Source organism: Luteimonas rhizosphaericola (genome assembly GCF_029888045.1).
Classification (GTDB): domain Bacteria; phylum Pseudomonadota; class Gammaproteobacteria; order Xanthomonadales; family Xanthomonadaceae; genus Luteimonas; species Luteimonas rhizosphaericola.
Genome location: NZ_JARXRN010000028.1, coordinates 142374 through 163904, shown reverse-complemented (window position 1 = coordinate 163904; position 21531 = coordinate 142374). Strand labels below are relative to the sequence as shown.

At 72.4% G+C, this 21531-nt stretch carries 21 protein-coding genes; 12 read left to right on the top strand and 9 right to left on the bottom strand.

The features are described 5' to 3' along the window. Nucleotides 1-39: 39 nt before the first annotated feature. Complete coding sequence (locus QFW80_RS13275) at nucleotides 40-2955, bottom strand: TonB-dependent receptor plug domain-containing protein (RefSeq protein WP_280602452.1); 2916 nt, start codon at nucleotides 2953-2955, stop codon at nucleotides 40-42. 228 nt (nucleotides 2956-3183) lie between these two features. Between QFW80_RS13275 and plsB the strand changes: the two genes are divergently transcribed. Then, a complete protein-coding gene (gene plsB, locus QFW80_RS13270) occupies nucleotides 3184-5799 on the top strand; it encodes a glycerol-3-phosphate 1-O-acyltransferase PlsB (RefSeq protein ID WP_280602451.1) in 2616 nt (871 codons plus the stop codon). Between the two features lie 55 nt (nucleotides 5800-5854). After that, on the top strand, nucleotides 5855-7123 hold the full coding sequence (locus QFW80_RS13265; RefSeq protein ID WP_280602450.1) for a hypothetical protein: 1269 nt from the start codon (nucleotides 5855-5857) through the stop codon (nucleotides 7121-7123). Nucleotides 7124-7186: 63 nt separating this feature from the next. On the opposite strand, the gene QFW80_RS13260 is transcribed toward QFW80_RS13265, so the two are convergent. From QFW80_RS13260 to QFW80_RS13245, 4 genes are read right to left on the bottom strand one after another with little or no spacing between them, the layout of a single operon-like run. Further along, nucleotides 7187-7843 carry a hypothetical protein gene (locus tag QFW80_RS13260; RefSeq protein WP_280602449.1) on the bottom strand — a complete coding sequence of 219 codons (657 nt, stop codon included), beginning with the start codon at nucleotides 7841-7843 and terminating at the stop codon, nucleotides 7187-7189. Nucleotides 7844-7846: 3 nt separating this feature from the next. Next, nucleotides 7847-8470 carry a hypothetical protein gene (locus QFW80_RS13255; protein WP_280602448.1) on the bottom strand — a complete coding sequence of 208 codons (624 nt, stop codon included), beginning with the start codon at nucleotides 8468-8470 and terminating at the stop codon, nucleotides 7847-7849. Continuing rightward, a complete protein-coding gene (locus QFW80_RS13250) occupies nucleotides 8471-9127 on the bottom strand; it encodes a hypothetical protein (RefSeq protein ID WP_280602447.1) in 657 nt (218 codons plus the stop codon). It lies immediately after the preceding gene. After that, a complete protein-coding gene (locus QFW80_RS13245; RefSeq protein ID WP_280602446.1) occupies nucleotides 9127-9333 on the bottom strand; it encodes a YdcH family protein in 207 nt (68 codons plus the stop codon). The genes QFW80_RS13250 and QFW80_RS13245 overlap by 1 nt, the downstream gene beginning before the upstream one ends. A 147-nt stretch (nucleotides 9334-9480) precedes the next feature. Here QFW80_RS13245 and QFW80_RS13240 point away from each other — a divergent pair, with 147 nt between their 5' ends. Next, on the top strand, nucleotides 9481-10062 hold the full coding sequence (locus QFW80_RS13240; protein WP_280602445.1) for a hypothetical protein: 582 nt from the start codon (nucleotides 9481-9483) through the stop codon (nucleotides 10060-10062). A 63-nt stretch (nucleotides 10063-10125) separates the two neighbouring features. On the opposite strand, the gene adhP is transcribed toward QFW80_RS13240, so the two are convergent. Further along, a complete protein-coding gene (gene adhP, locus QFW80_RS13235) occupies nucleotides 10126-11154 on the bottom strand; it encodes an alcohol dehydrogenase AdhP (protein WP_280602444.1) in 1029 nt (342 codons plus the stop codon). Nucleotides 11155-11297: 143 nt separating this feature from the next. Here adhP and ttcA point away from each other — a divergent pair, with 143 nt between their 5' ends. The 4 genes from ttcA to QFW80_RS13215 all read left to right on the top strand — a co-directional run bounded on the left by ttcA (nucleotide 11298) and on the right by QFW80_RS13215 (nucleotide 14807). After that, on the top strand, nucleotides 11298-12200 hold the full coding sequence (gene ttcA, locus QFW80_RS13230) for a tRNA 2-thiocytidine(32) synthetase TtcA (protein WP_425603581.1): 903 nt from the start codon (nucleotides 11298-11300) through the stop codon (nucleotides 12198-12200). Nucleotides 12201-12353: 153 nt separating this feature from the next. Then, a complete protein-coding gene (locus tag QFW80_RS13225) occupies nucleotides 12354-13259 on the top strand; it encodes a recombination-associated protein RdgC (RefSeq protein ID WP_280602443.1) in 906 nt (301 codons plus the stop codon). 137 nt (nucleotides 13260-13396) lie between these two features. Next, nucleotides 13397-14179 (top strand): M48 family metallopeptidase, encoded by a 783-nt coding sequence (locus QFW80_RS13220; RefSeq protein ID WP_280602442.1) that lies wholly within the window; start codon nucleotides 13397-13399, stop codon nucleotides 14177-14179. A gap of 121 nt (nucleotides 14180-14300) precedes the next feature. After that, nucleotides 14301-14807: a hypothetical protein gene (locus tag QFW80_RS13215; protein WP_280602441.1), complete on the top strand. Its 507-nt coding sequence runs from the start codon at nucleotides 14301-14303 to the stop codon at nucleotides 14805-14807. 88 nt (nucleotides 14808-14895) lie between these two features. Here the strand turns inward: QFW80_RS13215 and QFW80_RS13210 are convergent, their stop codons facing one another. Together QFW80_RS13210 and hemH are read right to left on the bottom strand one after the other, a co-directional pair. Next, nucleotides 14896-15765 carry an alpha/beta fold hydrolase gene (locus tag QFW80_RS13210; RefSeq protein ID WP_280602440.1) on the bottom strand — a complete coding sequence of 290 codons (870 nt, stop codon included), beginning with the start codon at nucleotides 15763-15765 and terminating at the stop codon, nucleotides 14896-14898. Beyond that, nucleotides 15765-16754, bottom strand: a complete 990-nt coding sequence (hemH, locus tag QFW80_RS13205; protein WP_280602439.1) for a ferrochelatase — start codon at nucleotides 16752-16754, stop codon at nucleotides 15765-15767. Before hemH ends, QFW80_RS13210 begins: the two co-directional genes overlap by 1 nt. Before the next feature lie 150 nt (nucleotides 16755-16904). Between hemH and QFW80_RS13200 the strand changes: the two genes are divergently transcribed. The 5 genes from QFW80_RS13200 to QFW80_RS13180 all read left to right on the top strand — a co-directional run bounded on the left by QFW80_RS13200 (nucleotide 16905) and on the right by QFW80_RS13180 (nucleotide 20285). After that, entirely contained in the window at nucleotides 16905-17807 is a 903-nt protein-coding gene (locus QFW80_RS13200) for a lipid-binding SYLF domain-containing protein (RefSeq protein ID WP_280602438.1), read from the top strand. Between the two features lie 120 nt (nucleotides 17808-17927). Continuing rightward, nucleotides 17928-18170 (top strand): Sec-independent protein translocase subunit TatA, encoded by a 243-nt coding sequence (tatA, locus tag QFW80_RS13195; protein ID WP_280602437.1) that lies wholly within the window; start codon nucleotides 17928-17930, stop codon nucleotides 18168-18170. Between the two features lie 24 nt (nucleotides 18171-18194). Further along, nucleotides 18195-18821, top strand: coding sequence for a Sec-independent protein translocase protein TatB (gene tatB / locus QFW80_RS13190; protein WP_280602436.1), 627 nt, complete (start codon nucleotides 18195-18197; stop codon nucleotides 18819-18821). Then, the gene (gene tatC / locus QFW80_RS13185) at nucleotides 18805-19578 is read left to right on the top strand and encodes a twin-arginine translocase subunit TatC (protein WP_280602435.1); all 774 of its coding nucleotides are present in this window, start codon (nucleotides 18805-18807) and stop codon (nucleotides 19576-19578) included. Before tatB ends, tatC begins: the two co-directional genes overlap by 17 nt. Next, nucleotides 19575-20285: an RDD family protein gene (locus QFW80_RS13180; protein ID WP_280602434.1), complete on the top strand. Its 711-nt coding sequence runs from the start codon at nucleotides 19575-19577 to the stop codon at nucleotides 20283-20285. The genes tatC and QFW80_RS13180 overlap by 4 nt, the downstream gene beginning before the upstream one ends. A gap of 270 nt (nucleotides 20286-20555) precedes the next feature. Here QFW80_RS13180 and QFW80_RS13175 read toward each other — a convergent pair whose 3' ends face one another. Next, complete coding sequence (locus QFW80_RS13175) at nucleotides 20556-21473, bottom strand: hypothetical protein (RefSeq protein ID WP_280602433.1); 918 nt, start codon at nucleotides 21471-21473, stop codon at nucleotides 20556-20558. Between the last annotated feature and the right edge of the window lie 58 nt (nucleotides 21474-21531).

Here is a 21531-nt window from a genome sequence, read left to right as displayed (position 1 = left end):
GGCGGCCGTCCGCCTCGCCGCCGCGCCCATCGCGCGCGGTCAGAACCCGAAGCCCACCCGCGCGTACCAGAAGCGTCCCGGCAGATCGTAGGTCGAGGCGTCGTAGCCGTTGAGCGAGCAGCTCAAGCAGATCGGCGGGTCCTTGCCGAAGACGTTGTTGACGCCGAGCGTGATGCGGAAGTCCTTCATCCACGCATCGGTGGCCCAGGCCAGCTGCGCGTCGTGGTAGGTGGTCGATCCCAGCGCATTGGTGTCGTTGGCGCTGTCGTCGCAGATGTCGAACCCGTTGGCGCCGCCGCACGATTCGGTCAGCCGGTCGATGTAGCGCGCGCTCCAGGCGGCCGACCAGCCGCCGCGGCTCCACTGCGCCGACAGCGTCGAGGTGCGCTCGGGGATCGCGCTGTTGTTGATCTCCACCCCCGGCGCGCGCGGCTCGGGCTGGCCGGCTTCGTTGACCAGCTCGTACTTCGTGACCCAGGTGGTCTTCCAGTCGAACGCCAGCACGCCCCAGGCCTGTTCCGGCAGGCGCCAGCCGACGTCGAAGTCCCAGCCGTCGGTGCGGATGGTGCCGACGTTGCCGAGGATGTTGTCGAAGCGCACGATCTGGCCACGCGCGTTGCGCTCGTAGAAGCCGCACGAGACCGGGTCGCGCCCGAACACGCAGCGGTTGAGGATGGTCTGCGCGTCCAGCGCCTGGATCGCGCCGTCGATGGTGTGCTTATAGAAGGTCACGCCGAGGTCGAGCCGGTCCGACCATGCCGCCTGGTCGGCGAACGACGGGCTCCAGACCGCGCCCAGCATCAGGCTGCGGCTGGTCTCAGGCTCCAGCGCCTCGTTGCCCGAGGTGACCACCGAGATCTGCGGATTGGCCTGCTCGTAGTCCGGCGGCACGCCGTCGGCGACGCACTCGGGCGTGGTGGCGGCGGCGTTGTTGCAGGGATCGACCAGGGTGGCGTCGAAGCGGCTCAGGGTGCCGTACAGCTCGCCGATCGAGGGCGCGCGGAAGCCTTCGGCGAACGAGCCGCGGAGCAGGAATTCGTCGGCCACCTGCCAGCGCAGGCCGATCTTGCCGGTGTTGGTGCTGCCGAAGTTCGAGTAGTCCGACCAGCGTCCGGCCAGGCTCAGGTCGAGCGACTTGCCGAACCAGCCCTCGCGCATCAGCGGCACCAGGAATTCGGCATAGGCCTCGCGCACGTCGTATTCGCCCTGCGTCGGGCCGGAGGGCACGCCGTTGTACTCGCCGGCGACCGTCAGTGCGTCGGGCCGGTATTCGCCCTCGTATTCGCGGTACTCGACGCCGGCGGCGAACGACACCGGTCCGGCCCAGCCCTCGAACAGCTCGCCGGTCAGGTTGGCCGAGGCCAGGCTGAGCGTGTTGCGGCTCTGGTCGCGCACCACCGGCTGGATCCAGGCCAGCATGTCCGGCGTGATCGTGCTCGGGCCGCCGAACACGTTCAGCGGCACGCAGCCGCTGATCGCCGCGCACGCGGACGGATCGCCGAGCGCCTCGTTGATGCGGCGGATGTTGTAGCTGCCGGTATTGGTCTGCTCGGCCTTGCTCTCACTGCGCACCACGTTGATGTCCCAGCTCCACGGCCGGTCGGCGACGTCGAACACGCCGTTGAGGCCGCCCGAGGCGTACCAGGTCTCCACGTCCTGTTCGAAGCGGCGCGGCCCGCCCTCGACCGGCCGGCGGCCGAGCAGGAACAGGTTGGGCGCGTCGCCGGCCGTGGTCAGGTCGAAGCCGAACGGGTTGTAGGGATTGAGCGCCGAGATCACCAGCGTGCGTTCGGCGTAGTCGTTGTAGACGCCGGCGTCGGTGCCGAGGAAGAACGGTTCGGGCGCGGCCTGGTTGGCGGAGTTGCGTTCGTTGTAGAGCAGGCGCACGAAGCCGCCGAAGGTCGGGGTGAAGTCGAACTGCACCTGGCCGAACACCGACTTGCGCTCCGAGGGCGTGAGCAGCAGGTTGTAGGGCGCGAAGTTGAAGCGGTCGGCGGTGCCGAAGCAGTGGAAATCGTCGGCGCGGACCACGCCGGTCGGATTGCCATCCGCGTCTCGGCACGGAGTCTGTCCAGGCAGGTACGTCGGATCGGTCGCGCCGGTATTCGGCGTGATGTCGTACACCGTGCCCGTGTTCGGATCCTGGAACACGAACCGCCCGGTCGGCGTGGCCGAGCTGCCGTTCGCCAGCCCGGTGCCCGGCACCGGCACGCTGGCCGGGCCGTATTCGAGCGAGGAGATCTCCTTCTGCTCGAAGTACGAGGCGCCGACGAACCAGCGCGCGCGGTCGCTGCTGCCGCCCCAGCCCAGGTCCGCGCCCCAGGTATCGCCGCCGGAGAGATCGGTGTAGTCGCCGTAGTGCAGCTGCACGCTGGCGCCGTCGACATCCTTGCGGGTGATGATGTTGACCACGCCGGCGATCGCGTCCGAGCCGTAGATGGACGAGGCGCCGTCCTCCAGCACCTCGATGCGCTCGATGATCGACAGCGGGATGGTGTTGAGGTCGACCGACGAGCCCACGCCCGAGGCCGAGGACTCGTTCACCCAGCGGATGCCGTCGACCAGCACCAGCACGCGCTTGGCGCCGAGGTGGCGCAGGTCGACCGTGGCCGCGCCCGCGCCGACGCCGCCGCCGTCCGGCGGGAAGCCGAAGTTGCCGGACGAGTTGAACTTGGTGTTGAGCGCGGCGCCGCTGGCGGTGAGGTTCTGCACCACTTCGGCGACCGAGGTGAAGCCGCTGCGGTCGATGTCCTCGCGGCTCAGCACCTGCACCGGCACCTGGGTCTCCAGGTCGGCGCGGCGGATGCGCGAGCCGGTGACCTGGACCGTGTCGAGGGTGCGGGCTTCAGGATCGGGGGGCGGCGGGGCCTCCTGGGCCAGGACCGCGACCGGAAGCACGAGCAGCGGAAGGGCGCGGCGCACGGCGCCGGCCAGACGATGGGTACGGGGCGACATCGATCTCTCCTTGAAAAAGCGGCAGCGGCCAGGCCGCGGAACCGCACGCCCCCTCGTGCGACGTCCCGTTTGTAAACAAACCGTCAAACCCCGCAAGCGCGGGTGCGCCGGTTGCGGCCACCGGTCACGTTTTGCCGGCCAAACCGCGGAATCCGTTCAGCGATCCTTGACATCCCGTGCGTCCGCGGCCGGCGCGGGCGGCGCGGCGCGCTTGGGCATAATGAAACGATGCCCACCCAACCCAACCTGTTCGAGCCGCCCGGCGGCGACGGCCCCTCCCCCGGCGAAACCGCCGGCGCGCCGAACTTGGCGCCTGCGCGCGTGGCCGCGCTGCGCAGCGGGCGGCCGTGGTGGGCGAAGCTGGCCGGCTGGGTGCTCCAGCCCTGGATCGGGCTGAAGATCGAGCCGCAATCGCCGCCGGACCTGGTCGACCCGCGCCCGGTCTGCTACGTGCTCGAGGACTACGGCCTGTCCAACGCGCTGATCCTCGACCGCGCCTGCCGCGAGACCGGCATGCCCGCGCCGCTGCGCCCGCTGCCCGGGGACCCGCTGGGCCGCAAGCGCGCCTACGTGGCGCTGTCGCGGCGCAACGCCGGCGGCACCCTGGCGCTGGCGACGGGCCAGGCGCCGCCGAAGAAGACCCATTCCGAATCGCTGGCGCGGCTGCTCGAGGCGCATCGCCTGGATCCCGCGCTGGACGTGCAGCTGGTGCCGGTGTCGATCTTCGTCGGCCGCTCCCCGGACAAGGCCTCGGGCTGGTTCTCGGTGCTGTTCTCGGAGAACTGGGCGATCGTCGGCCGCTTCCGGCGGCTGCTGGCGATCCTGCTCAACGGCCGCGACACCCTGGTGCAGTTCGCCGCGCCGGTGAGCATCCGCAGCCTGCTGGCCGAGGACCTGCCGCCCGAGCGCACGGTGCGCAAGCTCTCGCGCGTGCTGCGCACCCACTTCAACCGCCTGCGCGAGGCGATCATCGGCCCCGACCTGTCGACCCGGCGCCTGCTGGTGGACAAGGTGCTGGCCTCGCAGCCGGTGAAGGACGCGATCGCCGACCAGGCCCGGCGCGACAGCAGTTCGCCCGAGGACGCGTGGAAGAAGGCGCACGCGATGGCGTACGAGATCGCGGCCGACTATTCGCACCCGGTGGTGCGCTCGGCCTCGTTCCTGCTGACCTCGGTGTGGAACCGGATCTACCGCGGCGTGCTGGTGCACCACCTCGATTCGCTCAAGGCGGTGGCGCCCGGCAACGAGGTGGTCTACGTGCCCAGCCACCGCAGCCACATGGACTACCTGCTGCTGAGCTACCTGCTCTACACCAAGGGCATCGTGCCGCCGCACATCGTCGCCGGCATCAACCTCAACCTGCCGGTGATCGGCCCGCTGCTGCGCCGCGGCGGCGCGTTCTTCATCCGCCGCTCGATCCGCGGCTCGGCGCTGTACTCGGCAGTGCTGGCCGAGTACGTGGCGCAGCTGATCGCCGGCGGCTATTCGATCGAATACTTCGTCGAGGGCGGGCGCTCGCGCACCGGCCGGCTGCTGCAGCCCAAGGGCGGCATGATCGCGATGACCCTGCGCGCCTACCTGCGGCAGCCCTCGCGCCCGGTGCTGTTCCAGCCGGTCTACATCGGCTACGAGAAGCTGATGGAGGGCAACAGCTACCTGGACGAACTGTCGGGCAAGCCGAAGGAGAAGGAATCGATCTGGTCGCTGCTGTGGGGCATCCCGAAGGTGCTGCGGCAGAACTACGGCCAGGTGGTGGTGAACTTCGGCGAGCCGATCCCGCTGGGCGAGCTGCTGGCCGAACACGCCACCGCCTGGAACGGCCAGCCGCTGGACGACGAGGACAAGCCCGAGTGGCTCTCGCGCACCGTGGACGTCGCGGCCGAACGCATCCAGGTCAACATCAACCGCGCCGCCGACGTGAACCCGATCAACCTGCTGGCGCTGGCGCTGCTGTCCACGCCCAAGCACGCGATGGGCGAAGGCGACCTGCTGGCGCAGATCGAGCTGTCGAAGACGCTGCTGGCCGAGGTGCCCTACTCCGACCGCGTCACCGTCACGCCGCACAGTCCGCGCGAGATCGTGGCCCACGGCGAGGAGATCGGCGTGCTGCGCCGGGTGTCGCATCCGCTGGGCGACGTGTTCAGCGTGGGCGACGACGACGCGGTGCTGCTGAGCTATTTCCGCAACAACGTGCTGCACCTGTTCACCGCCTCGGCCTGGATCGCGTGCTGCTTCCAGCACAACCGGCGCATGTCGCGCGAGACCCTGATGCGCATCGGCCGCGCGGTGTACCCGTTCCTGCAGGGCGAGCTGTTCCTGCCCTGGGACGGCGACGGCTTTGCCGCACGCATCGACCGCACCATCGACGTGTTCGTGCGCGAAGGACTGCTCGAGCGCGCCGGCGAGGACGACGGCGGCGTGCTGGCGCGCAACGCCGGCCAGTCCGACGAGGTGTTCCGCCTGCGCGCGCTGGGCCATCCGCTGCAGCAGGCGTTCGAGCGTTACTACATCGCGATCTCGGTGCTGGCCAAGAACGGCCCGGGCACGCTCGGCGCCGGCGAGCTCGAAAGCCTGTGCCAGCTGGCCGCGCAGCGGCTGAGCCTGCTGTATGCGCCGGCGGCGCCGGAGTTCTTCGACAAGAGCCTGTTCCGCGGCTTCATCCAGAAGCTGCGCGAGCTGGAACTGGTCAAGCTCGACCAGAACAGCAAGCTGGTGTTCGACCAGCGGCTCGAATCGTGGGCGAAGGACGCGAAGGTGATCCTGGGCCGCGAACTGCGGCACACGATCGAGAAGGTGAGCCCGGAAGCGGTGCGCCCGGACGAGGCCCCGCCCCCGGCGGGATGAGCGCGCCCACGCCGGCGCGCGCTACGCTGTCGGCCCGCGCACGCAAGGACGGTTGATGTCGGCGACGACCCTGGGCACGGCACCCGCCGAGGCAGCGTCCGCGGACGCCTGGTGGGCGATCCCGCAGCTGGCGGCGCGCCTGCTGTGGCGCCACTGGCCGGCGCTGCTGTGCCTGTTCTTCGCCCAGCGCGTGGCCTACGACCTGCTGCAGCAGGCGTCCATCCGCCTGGCCGAAACCTCGCTGCTGCTCTCGTATGCCGCGATCGCGGTGCTGATCGTCACCCAGCTGGTGGGCGTGATCGGCATGTTCCTGGTGCTGCGGCCGTCGCTGCCCACCCAGGCCGCCGGCCTGGGCGTGCCGGAGGTGCGTCCGCAGCACCCGTGGCTGGGCGCGCTCGCCGTGGCGTTGCTGCCGTTCTTCGCCTACTACGCCAGCTGGGGCCTGCTGGACGGGATCAAGCGCGATTTCATCCTCAGCTACCTGAGCGGGGTCTCGTTCGAACACCGCGAAAGCCTGTCGTCGATCCTGCGGGTCAGGGGCATCTGGATCGCGCTGGCGGTGGCCTGGGCGGTGCGCGCCGTCGCCAGGCGCCGCGCGGCCGCCACCGGCCACGGCGTGTGGGCGCTGGTGGCGACCGTGTGCGAGGCCTACTGGGTATTCGTCGGCGTGTCGGCGATCGCGGGCTGGATGTCGCAGGCGCGGACGTGGTGGCAGGCGCGCGCGATCTACGTCGCCGTTTCCGAGTGGTGGGCGAACCCGTTCGTCGGCCTGGTCTCGCTGGAACAGGCCAAACGCGTGGCCATGCCGGTGTGGGACGTGGTCTCCACCCTGGCCGGCGCGGCCGCGATGCCGCTGGTGTGGCTGGCGATCACCGCGATCGTGTACGGCCTGGACCTGCGCCGGCGCCACCGGATGGGCGACGCCGACCGCCATGCCGACACCCTGGCCACGCGGTTCCAGGGCCTGCACGTGGCCTGGCGCCGGCTCGCGACCAAGGCCAGTGCGGGCTGGACCAGCAAGGGCGTGCCGGTGGTGAACAGCCTGCGCCTGGTGCTGCGCGCAGGCCTGCCGGCGCTGCTGACCCTGGTGCTGGGCTGGCAGCTGCTGGCCTCGTTCGATGCCTGGGCCTGGCGCTGGGCGACGCGCGCCCTGGGTCCGCGCGAATGGCAGGAGTGGCAGGTGATCGCCCAGCCTCTGCTGGTGCTGGTGAACGGACCGCTGTCGCTGCGGCCGGCGCTGCTCACCGAAGTGCTGCGGATCGTGCTGCTGGCCGCGACCTTCGATCGCGCCGTCGCCCGCCTGCCGCGCGCCGACGTCGGCTAGCGCGTTCCGCCGCCCGACCCGCGCCGTCTCCGCCGGCGGGCGCCGCGTGCACGGCAATCGCCCCTACTCCACGGCGCCGGCATCGCGCAGATCGAAGCGCAGGTAGGTGCCCGCCGGCGTGGTGGTGAACGGCGGGAACGCGATCTCGCCGCGCAGGGCCGCGGTGGGCACCGCGCGCGGCACCTGGTAGAGGTGGTGGAAGCGGAAGGGTTCGCCGGGCCGCGCGGCTTCGCGTTCGAAGTCGGCATTGGTGCGCGAACCGCAGCGCGTCCCCAGCCGCTGCCGGGTGCGGTCGAGGCTGGCGTGCGGCATCGCGCCGGCGTTCCAGGTGCGCCCCTGCGCGTCGCTCAGGCGGCCCTTGCAGCGGTCCAGCAGGTCGGGGGTGGCCGCGCGCCCGGGCACCACGTCGTAGCTCACCACCAGCAGCGACGAGGCATCGTGCGGATAGCCCGCGAAGGCTTCGGGCACGTCGTCCACCCGCTCCACGGCGGCCACGCGCCAGCGCGCGCCTTCGTACTCGCCCCACTGGCCCGCGGCGACGTCGCGCGGGTGGCGCGGCTCGCGCCGGTCCTGGAATTCGTGCACGGCGTCGCGATAGGGCAGCCAGAACGCCAGCGCGCCGAGCACGAGCGCGCCGGCGAGCCAGAAGCGGTTGCGCCGCCACCAGCCGGTGGGGCCGTCGCCGGCATCGTGGGGGGACGCTGTGCGGGGCAGCGACACGGTTCAGGGCACCAGGTCGATCAGCGGCTGCGCGTCCCGGCGCAGGGCCTGGAGCGCGGCGGCGTCGAGGCCGGGATCGATCTCGACCAGATGGTCCATGTCGCCGGGCTTCGACAGGCCCCAGAAGAACAGCAGGCGCGCGTCCGCCAGCGCATCCTGCGGCACATCGAAGAAATACGCGCCCCGGCCCTCCAGGCCGGTGGCCAGCTGCACGTTGGCGAAGTTGAGGTTGCCCACCCGCGGCCGGTCGCCGCTGGCGGCGACGAAGGTGCGCCCGTCCGCGGCGCGCAGCCACGCGCTGACGTAGCCGGGCTCGCGCGTGGGCTCGACATCCACCAGCACCGACAGCCACACCCCGTCCGCACGCGCCTCCACCGGCGCGCCGTCGACACCCGGCCCGGGCGTCCGGTAGGCCTGCGCCAGCCTGAGCCGCTTCGCGCGCACGGCGAAGTTGCGCGCCTCCACCCGTTCGCCGATGGCGCCGGGCAGCACGAACGGGGCCAGCTTGTCGTCGAACGAGGGCGCGTGTCCGCGCAGCCAGACGATCGCTGCGATCACCACCACGCTCGCCGCCACCAGCCCCCAGCGCACCGGCAGGTGGCGCGCTGTCGCGGGCGTCGCCGCCATCTATCCGGCCTCCGGCGGCGTGCCCGCCGCGAGCACGATCCTGGCCAGCGGCGCGTCCTGCTTCCAGCCGGCATCGCCGTCGCCCTGCAGATAGCCGCGCGCGACGAAGCGTCGCGCGTATACGCCCCAGGCAGCCGGCGTGCGCACGGACTCGGCGGCGTCGAATTCCCAGGCCATGTCCACCAGCACCGGCACGCCGGGCTGCAGCTGTACGGTCAGCGTGTGGTCGTCGGCCCGCCGCAGCGGCTGCGCCTTGCGCTCGTTCGAGCGCCCGTCGGGCAGCCATACCACGTCCTGGGCGAACAGCGCGGACGCCGCGAACGCGGCATCGGTGCGGTTCTCGACCCGCAGGCGCAGCATCAGCACCCGCTGCCCCGCCTTCGGATACGCGCCCGGAGGAGCGTCGGCGATCCAGGCGCGCAGCGGGGTGATGGCGAATGCGCCGGTGTCGACCGTCTGCCCCGCCGCCAGCACCGGATAGCGGGCGCCGGGCAGGCCGTCGGCGCGACGGAAGCCGCCCGACGCGGCGACACCCGCAAGGACCAGCAGCACCAGCAGCAGGGCCAGCCGTCCCCAGCGGTGGCGCAGGATCGCGAGCCACTGCTGGCGGTCGGTCGGGGGCGCGCGCAGGGGGCGTTCCGTCGCCGGGGGCTGCATCAGGCGTCCAGGTCGGGGATCAGGGCGCTTTCGAGCCGCGCGATCGCATCCTTGAGCAGCAGCTTGCGCTTCTTCAGCCGCTTGATCGTCAGTTCGTCGCTGGAGATGTGCGCCTGCAGGGTCTCGATCGCGGTGTCGAGGTCGCGGTGTTCCTGCCTGAGCTCGGCCAGGTTCCGGGCGATGTCGGCGGGGTCGGCGGGCTGCATCGCGGCCACTTTACACGCCCGGCGTGGCGCGTACGCATGCGCGGCGGCACAATGCCGGGGCGCGAAGGGGGCAACGCGCACAGGGGCGAGAGGACACCCTGGCCACGCATCGCGGCGGGCCCGGCCGCCATGGATGGAGCTATGCAGATGGGACACACGCAAGGGCGCCACGCGGCGCGCGCGCTGGCACTGGCGGCGCTGGTCGTCGCGGGCGCAGCGACGGCGCAGGACCGCTTCGACGGCTACCTGTGCTGCAACATGCGCAGTGACGGCAGCTGGATCAGTGACAGCAACTACGCCGAGAACGGCAAGCGGGTCATCCCGGCCGGCACGCCGGTGTCGGTCACCGGCTACGGGCGCTACCGCACCAAGGTGGAGATCGACGGCAAGCGCCAGGCGATCGGCAACGACTACAGCCGCGACCTGGACGACGCCGCCTTCGCGCGCCGCTACGTCGTGACCGAAGACCCGGCGGCGAAGATCGCCACCTGGCCGGCCAAGGTGCAGGCCGCGGTGAAGCAGTCCAAGGTCACGCCGGGCATGACCCGCGAACAGGTGCTCACCTCGCTGGGCTACCCGATCAGCAGCGAGAACCCGGACCTGGAATCGGCGCTGTGGCGCTACTGGCTCGACAGCTTCAGCGAGTTCCAGCTGCACTTCGACGCGCAGGGCAGGCTGGCCTCGATCACCACCGACCCGACGGTGCAGAACCGCGTCTGGGTGCCCTGAGCGCGAACCGCGAAGACATGATGCATGTCGCCGGCCACGTGCCGGCGCCATGCCCGGCGGCGCTCACGCCGCCATGTCCAGCACGATGCGGCCCTCGATCTCGCCGCGCTCCATGCGCGCGAACACGTCGTTGATGCGGTCCAGGCGGTCCGTGGCCACGGTGGCGCGGACCTTGCCGGCCGCGGCGAATTCCAGCGATTCCTGCAGGTCGAGCCGCGTGCCGACGATCGAGCCGCGCACGGTGATGCCGTTCAGCACCATGCCGAAGATGTCCAGCGGGAAATCCCCCGGCGGCAGCCCGACCAGCGACATCGTCCCGCCCCGGCGCAGCATGCCCACGCCCTGCGCGAACGCCTGGCGCGACACCGCGGTCACCAGCACGCCGTGGGCGCCGCCGATCTCCCGCTGCAGGAACGCTGCCGGATCGGCATTGCGGGCGTTCACCGTGACCGTGGCGCCGAGCCGCTCGGCCAACCGCAGCTTGGCGTCGTCCACGTCGACCGCGGCCACGTTCAGGCCCATCGCCCTGGCGTACTGCACCGCCATGTGCCCGAGCCCGCCGATGCCGGAGATCGCCACCCATTGGCCCGGCCGGGTGTCGGTGACCTTCAGCCCCTTGTAGACGGTCACCCCGGCGCACAGCACCGGCGCCACCTCGACGAAGTCCAGCCCCGCGGGCAGGTGCCCGACGTACCCGGCATTGGCCAGCACGTACTGCGCGAAGCTGCCGTCGACCGAGTAGCCGGTGTTCTGCTGCGACCCGCACAGGGTCTCCCACCCGCCCAGGCAGTGGGTGCACACGCCGCAGGCCGAATGCAGCCACGGCACGCCGATGCGGTCGCCCTCCTTCACGTGCGCGACATGTTCGCCGACCGCGACCACGTGGCCGACGCCCTCGTGGCCGGGGATGAACGGCGGGTTCGGTTTCACCGGCCAGTCGCCGCGGGCGGCGTGCAGGTCGGTGTGGCAGACGCCGCAGGCGGCGACCTGCATCAGCACCTGCCCCGGACCGGGTCGCGGCACGGCGACTTCCTCGATCGCGAGCGGCTGGTCGAACGCGCGCACCACGGCGGCTTTCATGGTCCGGTCCACGGCGGGCTCCAGGGCGTGAAGGGAGCGCCAGTGTCGGTGTGCCCCGGCCCGAACGCGTTGATTCGGATCAAGAAACGCCGGCCGCGCACCGCCGGAGGCCGCCGCGCCGGCGCCGGGGGCGACGGCACCGGTAAAATCGCCGCATGAGTACCGTCCTCCCGCTGCCGATGCCGACCCTGCGCCACGCCGACCGCCGCGGCGCCCACGAGGCCGCCCGGCTGGGCAAGCGCCTGCGCCACCAGGTCGGCAAGGCGATCGCGGACTTCGGCATGATCGAGGACGGCGACCGGGTGATGGTGTGCCTGTCCGGCGGCAAGGACAGCTACACGATGCTCGACATCCTGCTGCAGCTGCAGAAGAAGGCGCCGGTGTCGTTCTCGCTGATCGCGGTCAACCTCGACCAGAAGCAGCCGGACTTCCCCGAGCACGTGTTGCCCGAGTACCTGCGCGCGCTCGGCGTGGACTTCCACATCATCGAGCAGGACACGTATTCGGTGGTCAGCCGGGTGGTGCCCGAAGGCAAGACCATGTGCTCGCTGTGCTCGCGCCTGCGCCGCGGCGCGCTGTACAGCTGGGCGGCGGAGAACGGCATCACCAAGATCGCGCTCGGCCACCACCGCGACGACCTGGTCGCCACGTTCTTCCTCAACCTGTTCTTCCACGCCAAGCTCAGCGGCATGCCGCCCAAGCTGCTCTCCGACGACGGCCGCCACGTGGTGATCCGGCCGCTGGCCTACGTGCGCGAGGACGACATCGCCGCCTACGCCGACGCGAAGGCATTCCCGATCATTCCCTGCAACCTGTGCGGCTCGCAGGAGAACCTGCAGCGCAAGCAGGTGCAGAAGATGATGGCGCAGTGGGAACGCGAAACACCCGGGCGGATCGAGACCATCGCCCGCGCGCTGGGCGACATCCGCCCCTCGCAGCTGAGCGATCCGGCCCTGTTCGACTTCCTCTCGCTGGGCCACCGCGACGGCGCCGCACGGGCCGACGCGCACGCCTGGCTCGCCGGCGATCCCCGGGCGCCCGACCGCAGCGACGGCTGACGCCGTGCGCCGCTTCCATTCCCCGCTCCGGCGCGCGCCGGGCCCGTGCCCTGCGGCTTCGCACGGCCTGCGACGACGCTGATCCACGCTGCCGCACCTCCCGCGGCAGCCCTCCGCACCACGCGGTCCCTCCCCTCGAATTCGCGGATCTCCATGTTCTTCAGAAACCTCACGCTGTTCCGTTTCCCGACCACCCTCGACCTGTCCACCCTGGAAAGCCTGCTCGCCGAGCACCCGCTCAAGCCGGTGGGCGCGCTCGAACTGTCCTCGCGCGGCTTCGTCTCGCCCTTCGGGCGCGAGGGCGAGGCGTTCTCGCACCGCATCGGCGAGGCGGTGTGGCTGACCGTCGGCGGCGAGGACCGCCTGCTGCCGTCCTCGGTGGTCAACGACATGCTCGCCAAGCGCCTGGCCGAGGTGGAGGAGAAGCAGGGCCGCCGCCCCGGCAGCCGCATGCGCAAGCAGATGAAGGACGACCTGGTGCACGAGCTGCTGCCGCGCGCCTTCGTGCGGCCCTCGCGCACCGACGCGCTGCTCGACCTCGCCCACGGCGTGTGCGTAGTCGACACCTCCAGCCGCAAGGCCGGCGAGGCGGTGGTCTCGGAGATCCGCAACGCGCTGGGCAGCTTCCCCGCCTTGCCGCTGAATGCGGAAGTCGCGCCGCGCAACGTGCTGACCGGCTGGATCGCCGGCGATCCGCTGCCCGAGGGCCTGTCGCTGGGCGAGGAATGCGAACTCAAGGATCCGGCCGAGCACGGCGCGGTGGTCAAGTGCCAGCGCCAGGAACTGCAGAGCGACGAGATCACCAAGCACCTCGATTCGGGCAAGCAGGTCACGCGCCTGGCGCTGACGCTGGACGACCACGTCTCGTTCGTGCTCGGCGAGGACCTGGTGGTGCGCAAGTTCAAGCTGCTCGACGGCGCGGTGGACCAGCTCGAGTCGACCGAGCGCGACGACGTGCGTGCCGAGCTCGACGCGCGCTTCGCGCTGATGGCGGCGGAGTTCTCGCGCCTGTTCACGGTACTCGAAGGCGCGCTGAAGCTGTCGCGGGCCGACGCATAGGCATGCGCCGGAAGCGGCCCGCGTCGCGTCGCCGCGCGCGCGGAAGGCTCGCCTCGCGCGCAGGCGGCGGACGCGCGGCGATGCATGAGCGCGCGCCACGTGTGCGCGCCCTGCGCGAACGCGGGTAGCATTCGCACATGCGTTCGCTGTTCCGTCTCTCCCCGCCCCCGACCCGCGCCCCCGCGCGCCTGCAGCGCGACAGCATCGCCTTCGTGCTGTCCGACGGGCGCCGCATCGATGTGCTGCGCGTGCGCGATCCGCGCGCCAAGCGCCTGCGCCTGAGCGTGGGCGAACGCGGTCCGCGCCTGACCCTGCCGCCGCGCGCCAGCCTGGTGGCGGGAGAACGTTTCCTGCTCGAACACCGCGACTGGCTGACCGCGCAGCTCGCGCCGCACGCCGACGACGTGCTCGCCCCGGTGCCCGGGCAGCCGGGCGCGCTGCCGCTGCGCGGCGAACGCCTGACGCTGCGCTGGGCTGCGGGACGCATCGCCCGCGCGACGCGCGACGGCGACGCGGTGGTGGTGGAACTGCCGCCACGCGCCGGTGGCGCCGCCGCCGGGCGCGCCCTGCGCGACTTCCTCGAGGCCGAAGCGCGCGCCGACATCGGCCGCTGGCTGCCGGCCTACCTGTCCGGCCTGCCGCGTCCGCCGGCGCGCATCCGGCTGCGCGTGCTGTCCTCGCAGTGGGGCTCGCTGGCGCCCGACGGCACCCTGACCCTGGACCTGGCGCTGGTGCTCGGGCGTCCGTCCGCGTTCCGCTACGTGCTGGTGCACGAGCTCTGCCATTTGCTGCACGCCGACCACTCGCGCGCGTTCTGGCGCGAGGTGGAGGCGCGCTGCCCGGCCTGGCGCGAGGAACGCGACTACTTCCGGCTCGAGGGCCGCCGGCTGAAGGCCGCGCTGCACGTGCTGCTGGGCTGACCGCGCGCGGCCACGGCCGCCCGCGACCAGGATCCCGTGGCGCGCCGTGGCCGCCCGCACCCGCCCTCCGCGTTAACCCTCTGGACCCGTGACGCCTGCCCCAGGGCGTCGGAGGGGTGAGATGACGCCTGTTCCCCATCGTGGTGTGCGCCTGTGCGCGGCCGGCCTCGTGGCCTTCGCGCTGCTGGCCGCCTGCCAGCGCGCCGGCAATCCGATCGCCGAGGCCGCGATCGAACGCGCCGCGCGGGGCACCGTCGATGGCGGCGGCGGCGACGCGCCCGCGACGGTGCCGGCGCGCGACGCGCTGGCGCTGCCGGCGCAGTTCCCGGGCGACGTCTACCTGCCGCGTGGGTATCGCGTGAACAGCGTGATGGACCTGCCCGATGCGAGCGTGCTCAGCCTGAGCGCGCCAGGCCACCTGGATGCGCTGTTCGCCGACGCGCGCGAGTCGATGCGCGCCCAGGGCTGGACCCAGACCCTCTCGGCGAGGCAGTCCGCGGACGCGGCGATGCTCGCCTTCGAGAAGGCCGGCGACGGCGCCGCGCGCAGCGCGACGCTCTCGTTCAACCGCAACCACGGCGATGCCCGCGTGATCGTGGGCGTGCAGTTGCGCCGACAGCTCCAGTAGCCGCGAGCGGACGGCGTCGCGTGTCCGCACGGCGCCGTGCCATCGATTGCCAGCGACTCGTGGTCAGGGCCGGCGAGGCGCCCGCCCTTCAGTCGCGCCAGGCGAGGAATCCTCCGATCGCCGCGGCCACCGCCGCCGGCTGCTCCATGTGCAGGTGGTGCCCGCCGGGCAGCACCACCATCGTGCCGTCCGGCAACAGCGCGGCGTGCTCGCTGCGGCGTGGTTCGGGCAGGTAGGGCTGCGGCGGGTCGGCGTAGATCACCCGCGTCGGGCAGGCGATGCCGGCGATCAGCGCCCGCACCTGGTCTTCGGACGGGCGCAGCATGGTCGGCAGGGTCAGGCGCGGATCGCTGCTCCACTCCCAGCCGGCGCGCGCGTCGTCGACCAGCACCTCGCGCACGCCGCGCTCCACCAGCAGGCGCGCGGAAGCCTCGTCCACCGCGCCGGTGCGCGCCAGGGTGCGCGCCCGCACCGGCGTATCGAGATCGGTGAACACGCGCAGGCGCTTGCCGGCGAGCGCACGCCCGGCCGCCACTGCGTCGCGCAGGCGCGGGACGGTGTTGGCGGCGCTGTCGGGCAGCGCGCCCAGCGCCTCGATCGCCACCAGCCGCTCGATCCGGTCCGGACAGGCCGCCGCGATCAGGCTGGCGATGCCGGCGCCCATCGAATGCCCGAGCAGGGCGAAGCGCTCCCAGCCCAGCGCGTCGGCCGCGTCGAGCACGCTGTGCACCGCGCCGGCGAACGAGTAGTCCGCGCCCGGCGGCAGGTGCGCGCTGCGCCCGTGCCCGGGCAGGTCGATCGCGACCAGTTCGATCCCGTCCAGGTGCGCGGCCAGCGGCACGAAGCTGGCGGCGTTGTCGAGCCAGCCGTGCAGGGCCAGCACCCGCGGCCGGCCGGCCTCGCCCCAATGCAGGCCGTGCAGGCGGCCGAGGGCGACGTCGAGCGTGATCTCGCGCATCAGGCGCCGGCGTCCCAGGCCGCCAGTTCGCGCCGCACCAGCGCCGCGAGCGCATCGGCGTGCGCGGGCGCATCGTTGAGGCAGGGGATGTAGCGGAGCGCCTCGCCGCCGGCTTCGTGGAAGATCTCGGCGTTCTCCATCGCGATCTCCTCGAGCGTCTCCAGGCAGTCGGCGGCGAAGCCCGGGCACACCACGTCCACGGTGCGCACCCCGGCCCCGGCGAGCTCGCGCAGGGTGTCGTCGGTGGCCGGCCCGAGCCAGCGTTCGCGCCCGAAGCGCGACTGGTAGGCCACCAGGAACCCGTCCGGCTGCAGCGACAGCGCGCGCGCCAGCGCGGCGACGCTGGCCTCGCACTGCGCCTGGTACGGATCGCCGCCATCGACCAGCCGCTGCGGCAGGCCGTGGAAGGAGAACAGCAGCCGCTCGGCACGTCCGTTGGCCTGCCAGTGCGCGCGGATCGAGCCGGCCACGGCCTCCACCCAGCCAGGATCGGTGGCGTAGTCCTCGATCACGCGCAGGTCCAGGCCGCCGCGCGTGCGCTGCGCCAGCGCGGCGACCGTGCCGGTGGTGGTGGACGAATACTGCGGGTACAGCGGCAGCACCAGCACCCGGCGCACGCCGGCGGCCTCCAGTTCGCGCAGCCGCGCGGTCTGGGCCGGCTGGCCGTAGCGCATCGCGTGCAGCACCGCGACCTCCGGCAGGCGCGGCTGCAGCGCCGCGGCCAGACCGCGGGTGTGCGCCGCCAGCGGCGAGCCGCCCTCCATCCAGATGCCGGCGTACTTCTTCGCCACCCGCGGCGAGCGCAGCGGCAGGATCACCCCGTACAGCAGCGGCCACCAGAACAGCTTCGGGATCTGCACCACGAACGGGTCGGACAGGAATTCGCCGAGGTAGCGCCGCACCGCATCCGGCGTGGGCGCATCGGGCGTGCCGAGGTTGACCACCAGCACGGCGGTATCGGGGGTGGAAGCGGGCGCGGTCGTCGTCATCGGCATAGGATGGCAGGGCGCGCGACGCGGCGCACGGCAGTCCCGGCGACGCTGCGATCCGCCGGCATAACTCATCCGCGATTCATTGCCCCGTCACTAGCCTGAGCCGTCGCCGCGACGCGCGGTGTCCTGCCACAGCCGGAGTCCACGATGCCCCGTTCCCGCCCCACCGCTGCGCCGCGCCAGGCGCTGATCGCCGTGCTGCTCGCCGTCTCGCTCGCCGCCGGCACCGCGGTCGCGGGTCCGGAAGAGGACGCCCGCGCCGGCAACGCGCTGCGGGTGCTCAACGAGGTACAGGCGATTCCCGAATCGGCGATCCCGGACAAGCTGCTGGACGAGGCGCGCGCGATCGTGGTCATCCCCGACACGCTCAAAGTGGGCCTGGTGCTCGGCGGTCGCCGCGGGCATGGCCTGCTGTCGGTGAAGTCGGCCGACGGCACCTGGTCCAACCCGAGCTTCGTCAAGCTCACCGGCGGCAGCATCGGCTTCCAGGCCGGGGTGCAGTCGGCCGACGTGGTGCTGGTGTTCCGCAACGACCGCAGCCTGGAATCGATCGTCAACGGCAAGGTCACCCTGGGCGCCGATGCGGGCGTGGCCGCCGGCCCGGTGGGCCGCAACGCCGCGGCCGCCACCGACGGCCAGCTCAAGGCCGAGATCTGGTCGTGGTCTCGCGCGCGCGGGCTGTTCGCCGGGGTCGCGCTCGACGGCGCGGTGCTGCAGATCGACAACGAGGCCAACCAGGCGGTCTACGGCGCCAACACCACGCCGCGCATGGTGCTGGAGGGGCGCGCGCCGCAGGCGCCGTCCAGCGCCGTGGTCGCCTTCCGCGACCAGCTGGAGGAGGCCACCGCGGCGGCCCGCGTCGCGCGGGGCACCGGTGGAGCCGCCGTACCGGTATCGTCCACCGTGCCTGCGACGCCGGCGGCGGACCCCGCCGCGACCACGACCACCGCGCCCCTGTCCCCGCCGCCGGCCACCGAGCCGGTGCCGCAGCCGTTCGAGCCGGTGCAGGACAACCCCGCCACCGTCGAGCCGCTGCCGGAAACGCCCTGAACGTCGCCGCGCGGCGCGCGGCCCGCCATTGCGCGGGCCCGGGGCCCGGACCTGTGGCACGGTCGCGCCGGAGCGGGTGGAGTATCCTGAGGGCTTCCTCACCGTTCGCGGGAACATGCAATGGGTAGTTTCAGCATCTGGCATTGGCTGATCGTGCTGGTCGTGGTGCTGCTGGTGTTCGGCACCAAGCGCCTGCGCGGCGCCGGCCGCGACCTGGGCGAGGCGGTCAAGGGTTTCAAGAAGGGCATCGCCGACGAGGACAAGCCGGCCGGCGAGCTCGACCACCAGTCGACCACGCCGACGCAGGACCGCGACGGCACCGTGTCGGGCAAGCCCCGACAGGACGACACCGTCTCGCGCTGAGGCCGCGGATCCGCGGCCGCCGCCATGTTCGACATCGGCTTCACCGAACTGCTGCTGATCGCGGTGGTCGCACTGGTCGTGCTCGGCCCCGAGCGCCTGCCCAAGGCGGCGCGCTTCGCCGGCCTGTGGGTGCGCCGCGCGCGCGCGCAATGGTTCTCGGTGAAGTCCGAGCTCGAGCGCGAACTGGCGGCGGAGGAACTCAAGCGCAGCCTGCACGATGCGAAGCAGGCCGCGGCGCGGCTGCAGGACACGATGCGCGAGACCGAGGACGAGGTGCAGGCCAAGGTGCGCGCCGCCGAGGCCGAAGCCCGCCGCGAGATCGAAAACATGCGCCGGCAGGCGAGCGGTGCGCCGGCCACCGGGGCCGCCGTGCCTGCCGCGGCGACGGATGCGCCCGAGCCCCGGCCACGTCGCTTCGACGCGCCGCCGTCCATCGGCACGGACACCGAGACCGATCCTGCATCCGCGCCGGCCGAAGGCCCGGGCGGCGATGCGCCGCCGCCTGCGCCCGTCGACGCGGCGCGCGAGGACGGGAACGCGGCGCCCACCGCCCCGCCCGCGCCCGCCGAGCCTCCACACCCTCACCAGCCCGGCCTGACCGGCCTGGCCCCCGCTACCGACACGGATTCCGACGATGGCCGTCGACGCTGACACCGACGACGGCGCCAGCAGCCTGATCGAGCATCTGGTCGAGCTGCGCAGCCGGCTGCTGCGCGCGATCGTCGGCCTGGCGATCGCGCTGTTCGCGCTGCTGCCGTTCGCCAACCGGCTGTACGGCTGGTTCGCGCAGCCGCTGCTGGACAAGCTGCCCGAGGGCGCGCAGCTGATCGCGGTGGAGGTCGCCTCGCCGTTCTTCGCGCCGCTGAAGCTGGCGCTGTTCGCCGCGGTGCTGGTGACCATGCCCTGGCTGCTCTACCAGGCCTGGGCGTTCGTCGCGCCGGGCCTGTACAAGCGCGAGAAGCGCCTGGCGCTGCCGCTGCTGGTGTCGGCGGTGGGGCTGTTCTACGCCGGCTGCGCGTTCGCGTTCTTCCTGGTGCTGCCGGCGGTGTTCGGCTTCCTCACCGCGATCACGCCCGACGGCGTGGCGATGATGACCGACATCAACGCCTACCTGAACTTCGTGCTGGTGATCTTCCTCGCCTTCGGCATCAGTTTCGAGCTGCCGGTGGCGCTGGTGATCCTGGTGCTGATGGGCTGGGTGACCCCGTCGCAGCTGCGCGAATGGCGCGGCTACGCGGTGGTGGGGATGTTCGTGCTGTCGGCGGTCATCACCCCGCCCGACGTGGTCTCGCAGCTGATGCTGGCGATCCCGATGTGCCTGCTGTACGAAGCCGGCATCCTCGCCGCGCGCATGGTCGCGCCGAAGGCGGACGCGGATGCCGAAGCCGAGGCCCGCGACGGCCCATGAGCGCGCCGCCGCGGCTGCCCGCGGCGCCCGCCGCCTTCCCGCGCCGCTGCGCGGCGTGGTCGCTGGACATGATGCTGCCGCTGCTGGCGGCGCTGGCGCTGTGCGCGGGCCGGATGGCCGACGGCGTGGCGCGCGCGTCGGCCGCGTTCGATGCGCTGGTGCGCTCGATGGCGCAGGCGATGGTCGACCTGCTGGGAGCGGGCGCCACGCCGCTCGATCTCGCCCGGCGCTGGCTGGACGATCCGGCGCAGCGCACGGTCACCACCGCACTGTCCGACGCGATCGTCGCCACCGTGTTCCCCCCGCTGCTGCTGGCCGCGCTGCTGGCCCTGGCCTGGTTCGTGGCGTTCGAGGCCTCGCCGTGGCAGGCCACGCCCGGCAAGCGCGCACTCGGCCTGCGCGTGACAGGCACCGGCGGCCGGCGCATCGGCATCGCGCGTGCCGCCCTGCGCCACCTTGCCGGCGCGCTGTCGTGGATCACGCTCAATCTCGGCCACCTGCTGGCGCTGCTGCCGCCGCGACGCCAGGCCCTGCACGACCGCGTCGCAGGCACGCAGGTGACGCAGGCGCCGGGCATCGGCGGACGGCTGCCGGCATGGGCGATCGCGTGGCTGTGCCTGCAGGCCGTCCTGGCGATCGCGATGACCGGCTGGCTCTTCCTCGCCGCGCACACCGCGATGCAGCGGGCCTTCGACGCCCTGCTGTAGGCGCGTCTCCGCGTCGCATTCCTTCCCCGCTCGCGGGGGTGAGGGCCACCTGCTGGCGCGGCACTGCCGCGCGGGTCGACAGAACGCCTGTGCGCTGTAACGGGCCGAACGGATGCCGAAGGCGGAGGGGGCACGCCGGCGCCCGGAAGCCTGGATTCCGCCCTGGCCTCGCCTTATGCGCAGGGAGGATCGACGCGAACGCAGCTGCCCTCTTCTGCTTCGCGGGTCCGCGCCGCGCGCAGCGGCGACGCGCGTTCCGGTCGCTTCAGCTCACAGTTCGACCTGGTTGCCCGGCAGCGGCGGCGGCACCACCGGCTCGGCGCAGACGTCGCGCCACATGTGGTACATCACGCCGAACATCACCACGTACATCAGCAGGATCATGCCCAGGTACACCGGCGCGACCAGCGCGATCGCCAGCGCCGGGTGCACCAGGCCGCCGATCAGCGCCAGCAGCCCGCCGACCAGCAGCACCACCAGCGTCAGCGCGAACAGGGCGACGATCGACAGGATCGCCAGCACCACGATCGGCAGCAGGTTCTTCAGTGAGCCGGTGAGGCCGTCGCCGATCGCCGCCAGCACGCCGCGTCCGCCCAGCGCCACCTGGCCGAAGCCGATCGCATAGGCCCCGCCGAGGAACAGCCCGAACAGCAGGCCCAGCGCCATCACCATGCCCAGGCCCGAGGGCGGCGCGGGGATGTCGTCGGGCTGCACCGGCTTGCCGCCGGCTTCCATGCTCAGCTGCATCAGCTGCATGTACCACTCCGGCAAGCCCTGCCCGAAGGTGCCGATCAGGGTGCCGAACACGGCCAGGTACAGCGCCGTCATCAGCAGCCCGAAGCCGATCAGGCGGCCGGCGCCGTGGCCGGCGCGGAAGGTGTCGAACACGGCGGTCGGCGTCGCGGGCCGGCCGTGCTCGGCCGCGTCGATCACCCGCAGCGCGCCGCCGATCAGCAGCGGGAACACCACCAGCGACACCAGCGTGGTCAGGCCGATCACGGTCAGCAGGGTGTCCGGACTCCCGCCCAGCGCCGACTGCGCGCCCATCTGCACGATGCTCGGCACCAGCGCCACGGCCGCGACCAGCGCGATCGCCCCGATCACCGCCCTGGGGTTGTGGCGCCCGAGGTTGACCGCCCGTGCCAGCCAGGACCAGCCCGCGCCCGGCCCCATCGTCCGCGTCGACATGACGTACTACCGATCTTCTGAAGTGGCCGCGCCACGATGGCGACATGCTACTGCATCG

What these genes read in the sequence shown, in the direction of transcription:
- QFW80_RS13275 (WP_280602452.1), bottom strand. Translation starts at nt 2,955, where the DNA reads ATGTCGCCCCGTACCCATCGTCTGGCCGGCGCCGTGCGCCGCGCCCTT.
- plsB (WP_280602451.1), top strand. Translation starts at nt 3,184, where the DNA reads ATGCCCACCCAACCCAACCTGTTCGAGCCGCCCGGCGGCGACGGCCCC.
- QFW80_RS13265 (WP_280602450.1), top strand. Translation starts at nt 5,855, where the DNA reads ATGTCGGCGACGACCCTGGGCACGGCACCCGCCGAGGCAGCGTCCGCG.
- QFW80_RS13255 (WP_280602448.1), bottom strand. Translation starts at nt 8,470, where the DNA reads ATGGCGGCGACGCCCGCGACAGCGCGCCACCTGCCGGTGCGCTGGGGG.
- QFW80_RS13250 (WP_280602447.1), bottom strand. Translation starts at nt 9,127, where the DNA reads ATGCAGCCCCCGGCGACGGAACGCCCCCTGCGCGCGCCCCCGACCGAC.
- QFW80_RS13245 (WP_280602446.1), bottom strand. Translation starts at nt 9,333, where the DNA reads ATGCAGCCCGCCGACCCCGCCGACATCGCCCGGAACCTGGCCGAGCTC.
- QFW80_RS13240 (WP_280602445.1), top strand. Translation starts at nt 9,481, where the DNA reads ATGGGACACACGCAAGGGCGCCACGCGGCGCGCGCGCTGGCACTGGCG.
- ttcA (WP_425603581.1), top strand. Translation starts at nt 11,298, where the DNA reads ATGAGTACCGTCCTCCCGCTGCCGATGCCGACCCTGCGCCACGCCGAC.
- QFW80_RS13225 (WP_280602443.1), top strand. Translation starts at nt 12,354, where the DNA reads ATGTTCTTCAGAAACCTCACGCTGTTCCGTTTCCCGACCACCCTCGAC.
- QFW80_RS13220 (WP_280602442.1), top strand. Translation starts at nt 13,397, where the DNA reads ATGCGTTCGCTGTTCCGTCTCTCCCCGCCCCCGACCCGCGCCCCCGCG.
- QFW80_RS13215 (WP_280602441.1), top strand. Translation starts at nt 14,301, where the DNA reads ATGACGCCTGTTCCCCATCGTGGTGTGCGCCTGTGCGCGGCCGGCCTC.
- QFW80_RS13210 (WP_280602440.1), bottom strand. Translation starts at nt 15,765, where the DNA reads ATGCGCGAGATCACGCTCGACGTCGCCCTCGGCCGCCTGCACGGCCTG.
- hemH (WP_280602439.1), bottom strand. Translation starts at nt 16,754, where the DNA reads ATGACGACGACCGCGCCCGCTTCCACCCCCGATACCGCCGTGCTGGTG.
- QFW80_RS13200 (WP_280602438.1), top strand. Translation starts at nt 16,905, where the DNA reads ATGCCCCGTTCCCGCCCCACCGCTGCGCCGCGCCAGGCGCTGATCGCC.
- tatA (WP_280602437.1), top strand. Translation starts at nt 17,928, where the DNA reads ATGGGTAGTTTCAGCATCTGGCATTGGCTGATCGTGCTGGTCGTGGTG.
- tatB (WP_280602436.1), top strand. Translation starts at nt 18,195, where the DNA reads ATGTTCGACATCGGCTTCACCGAACTGCTGCTGATCGCGGTGGTCGCA.
- tatC (WP_280602435.1), top strand. Translation starts at nt 18,805, where the DNA reads ATGGCCGTCGACGCTGACACCGACGACGGCGCCAGCAGCCTGATCGAG.
- QFW80_RS13180 (WP_280602434.1), top strand. Translation starts at nt 19,575, where the DNA reads ATGAGCGCGCCGCCGCGGCTGCCCGCGGCGCCCGCCGCCTTCCCGCGC.
- QFW80_RS13175 (WP_280602433.1), bottom strand. Translation starts at nt 21,473, where the DNA reads ATGTCGACGCGGACGATGGGGCCGGGCGCGGGCTGGTCCTGGCTGGCA.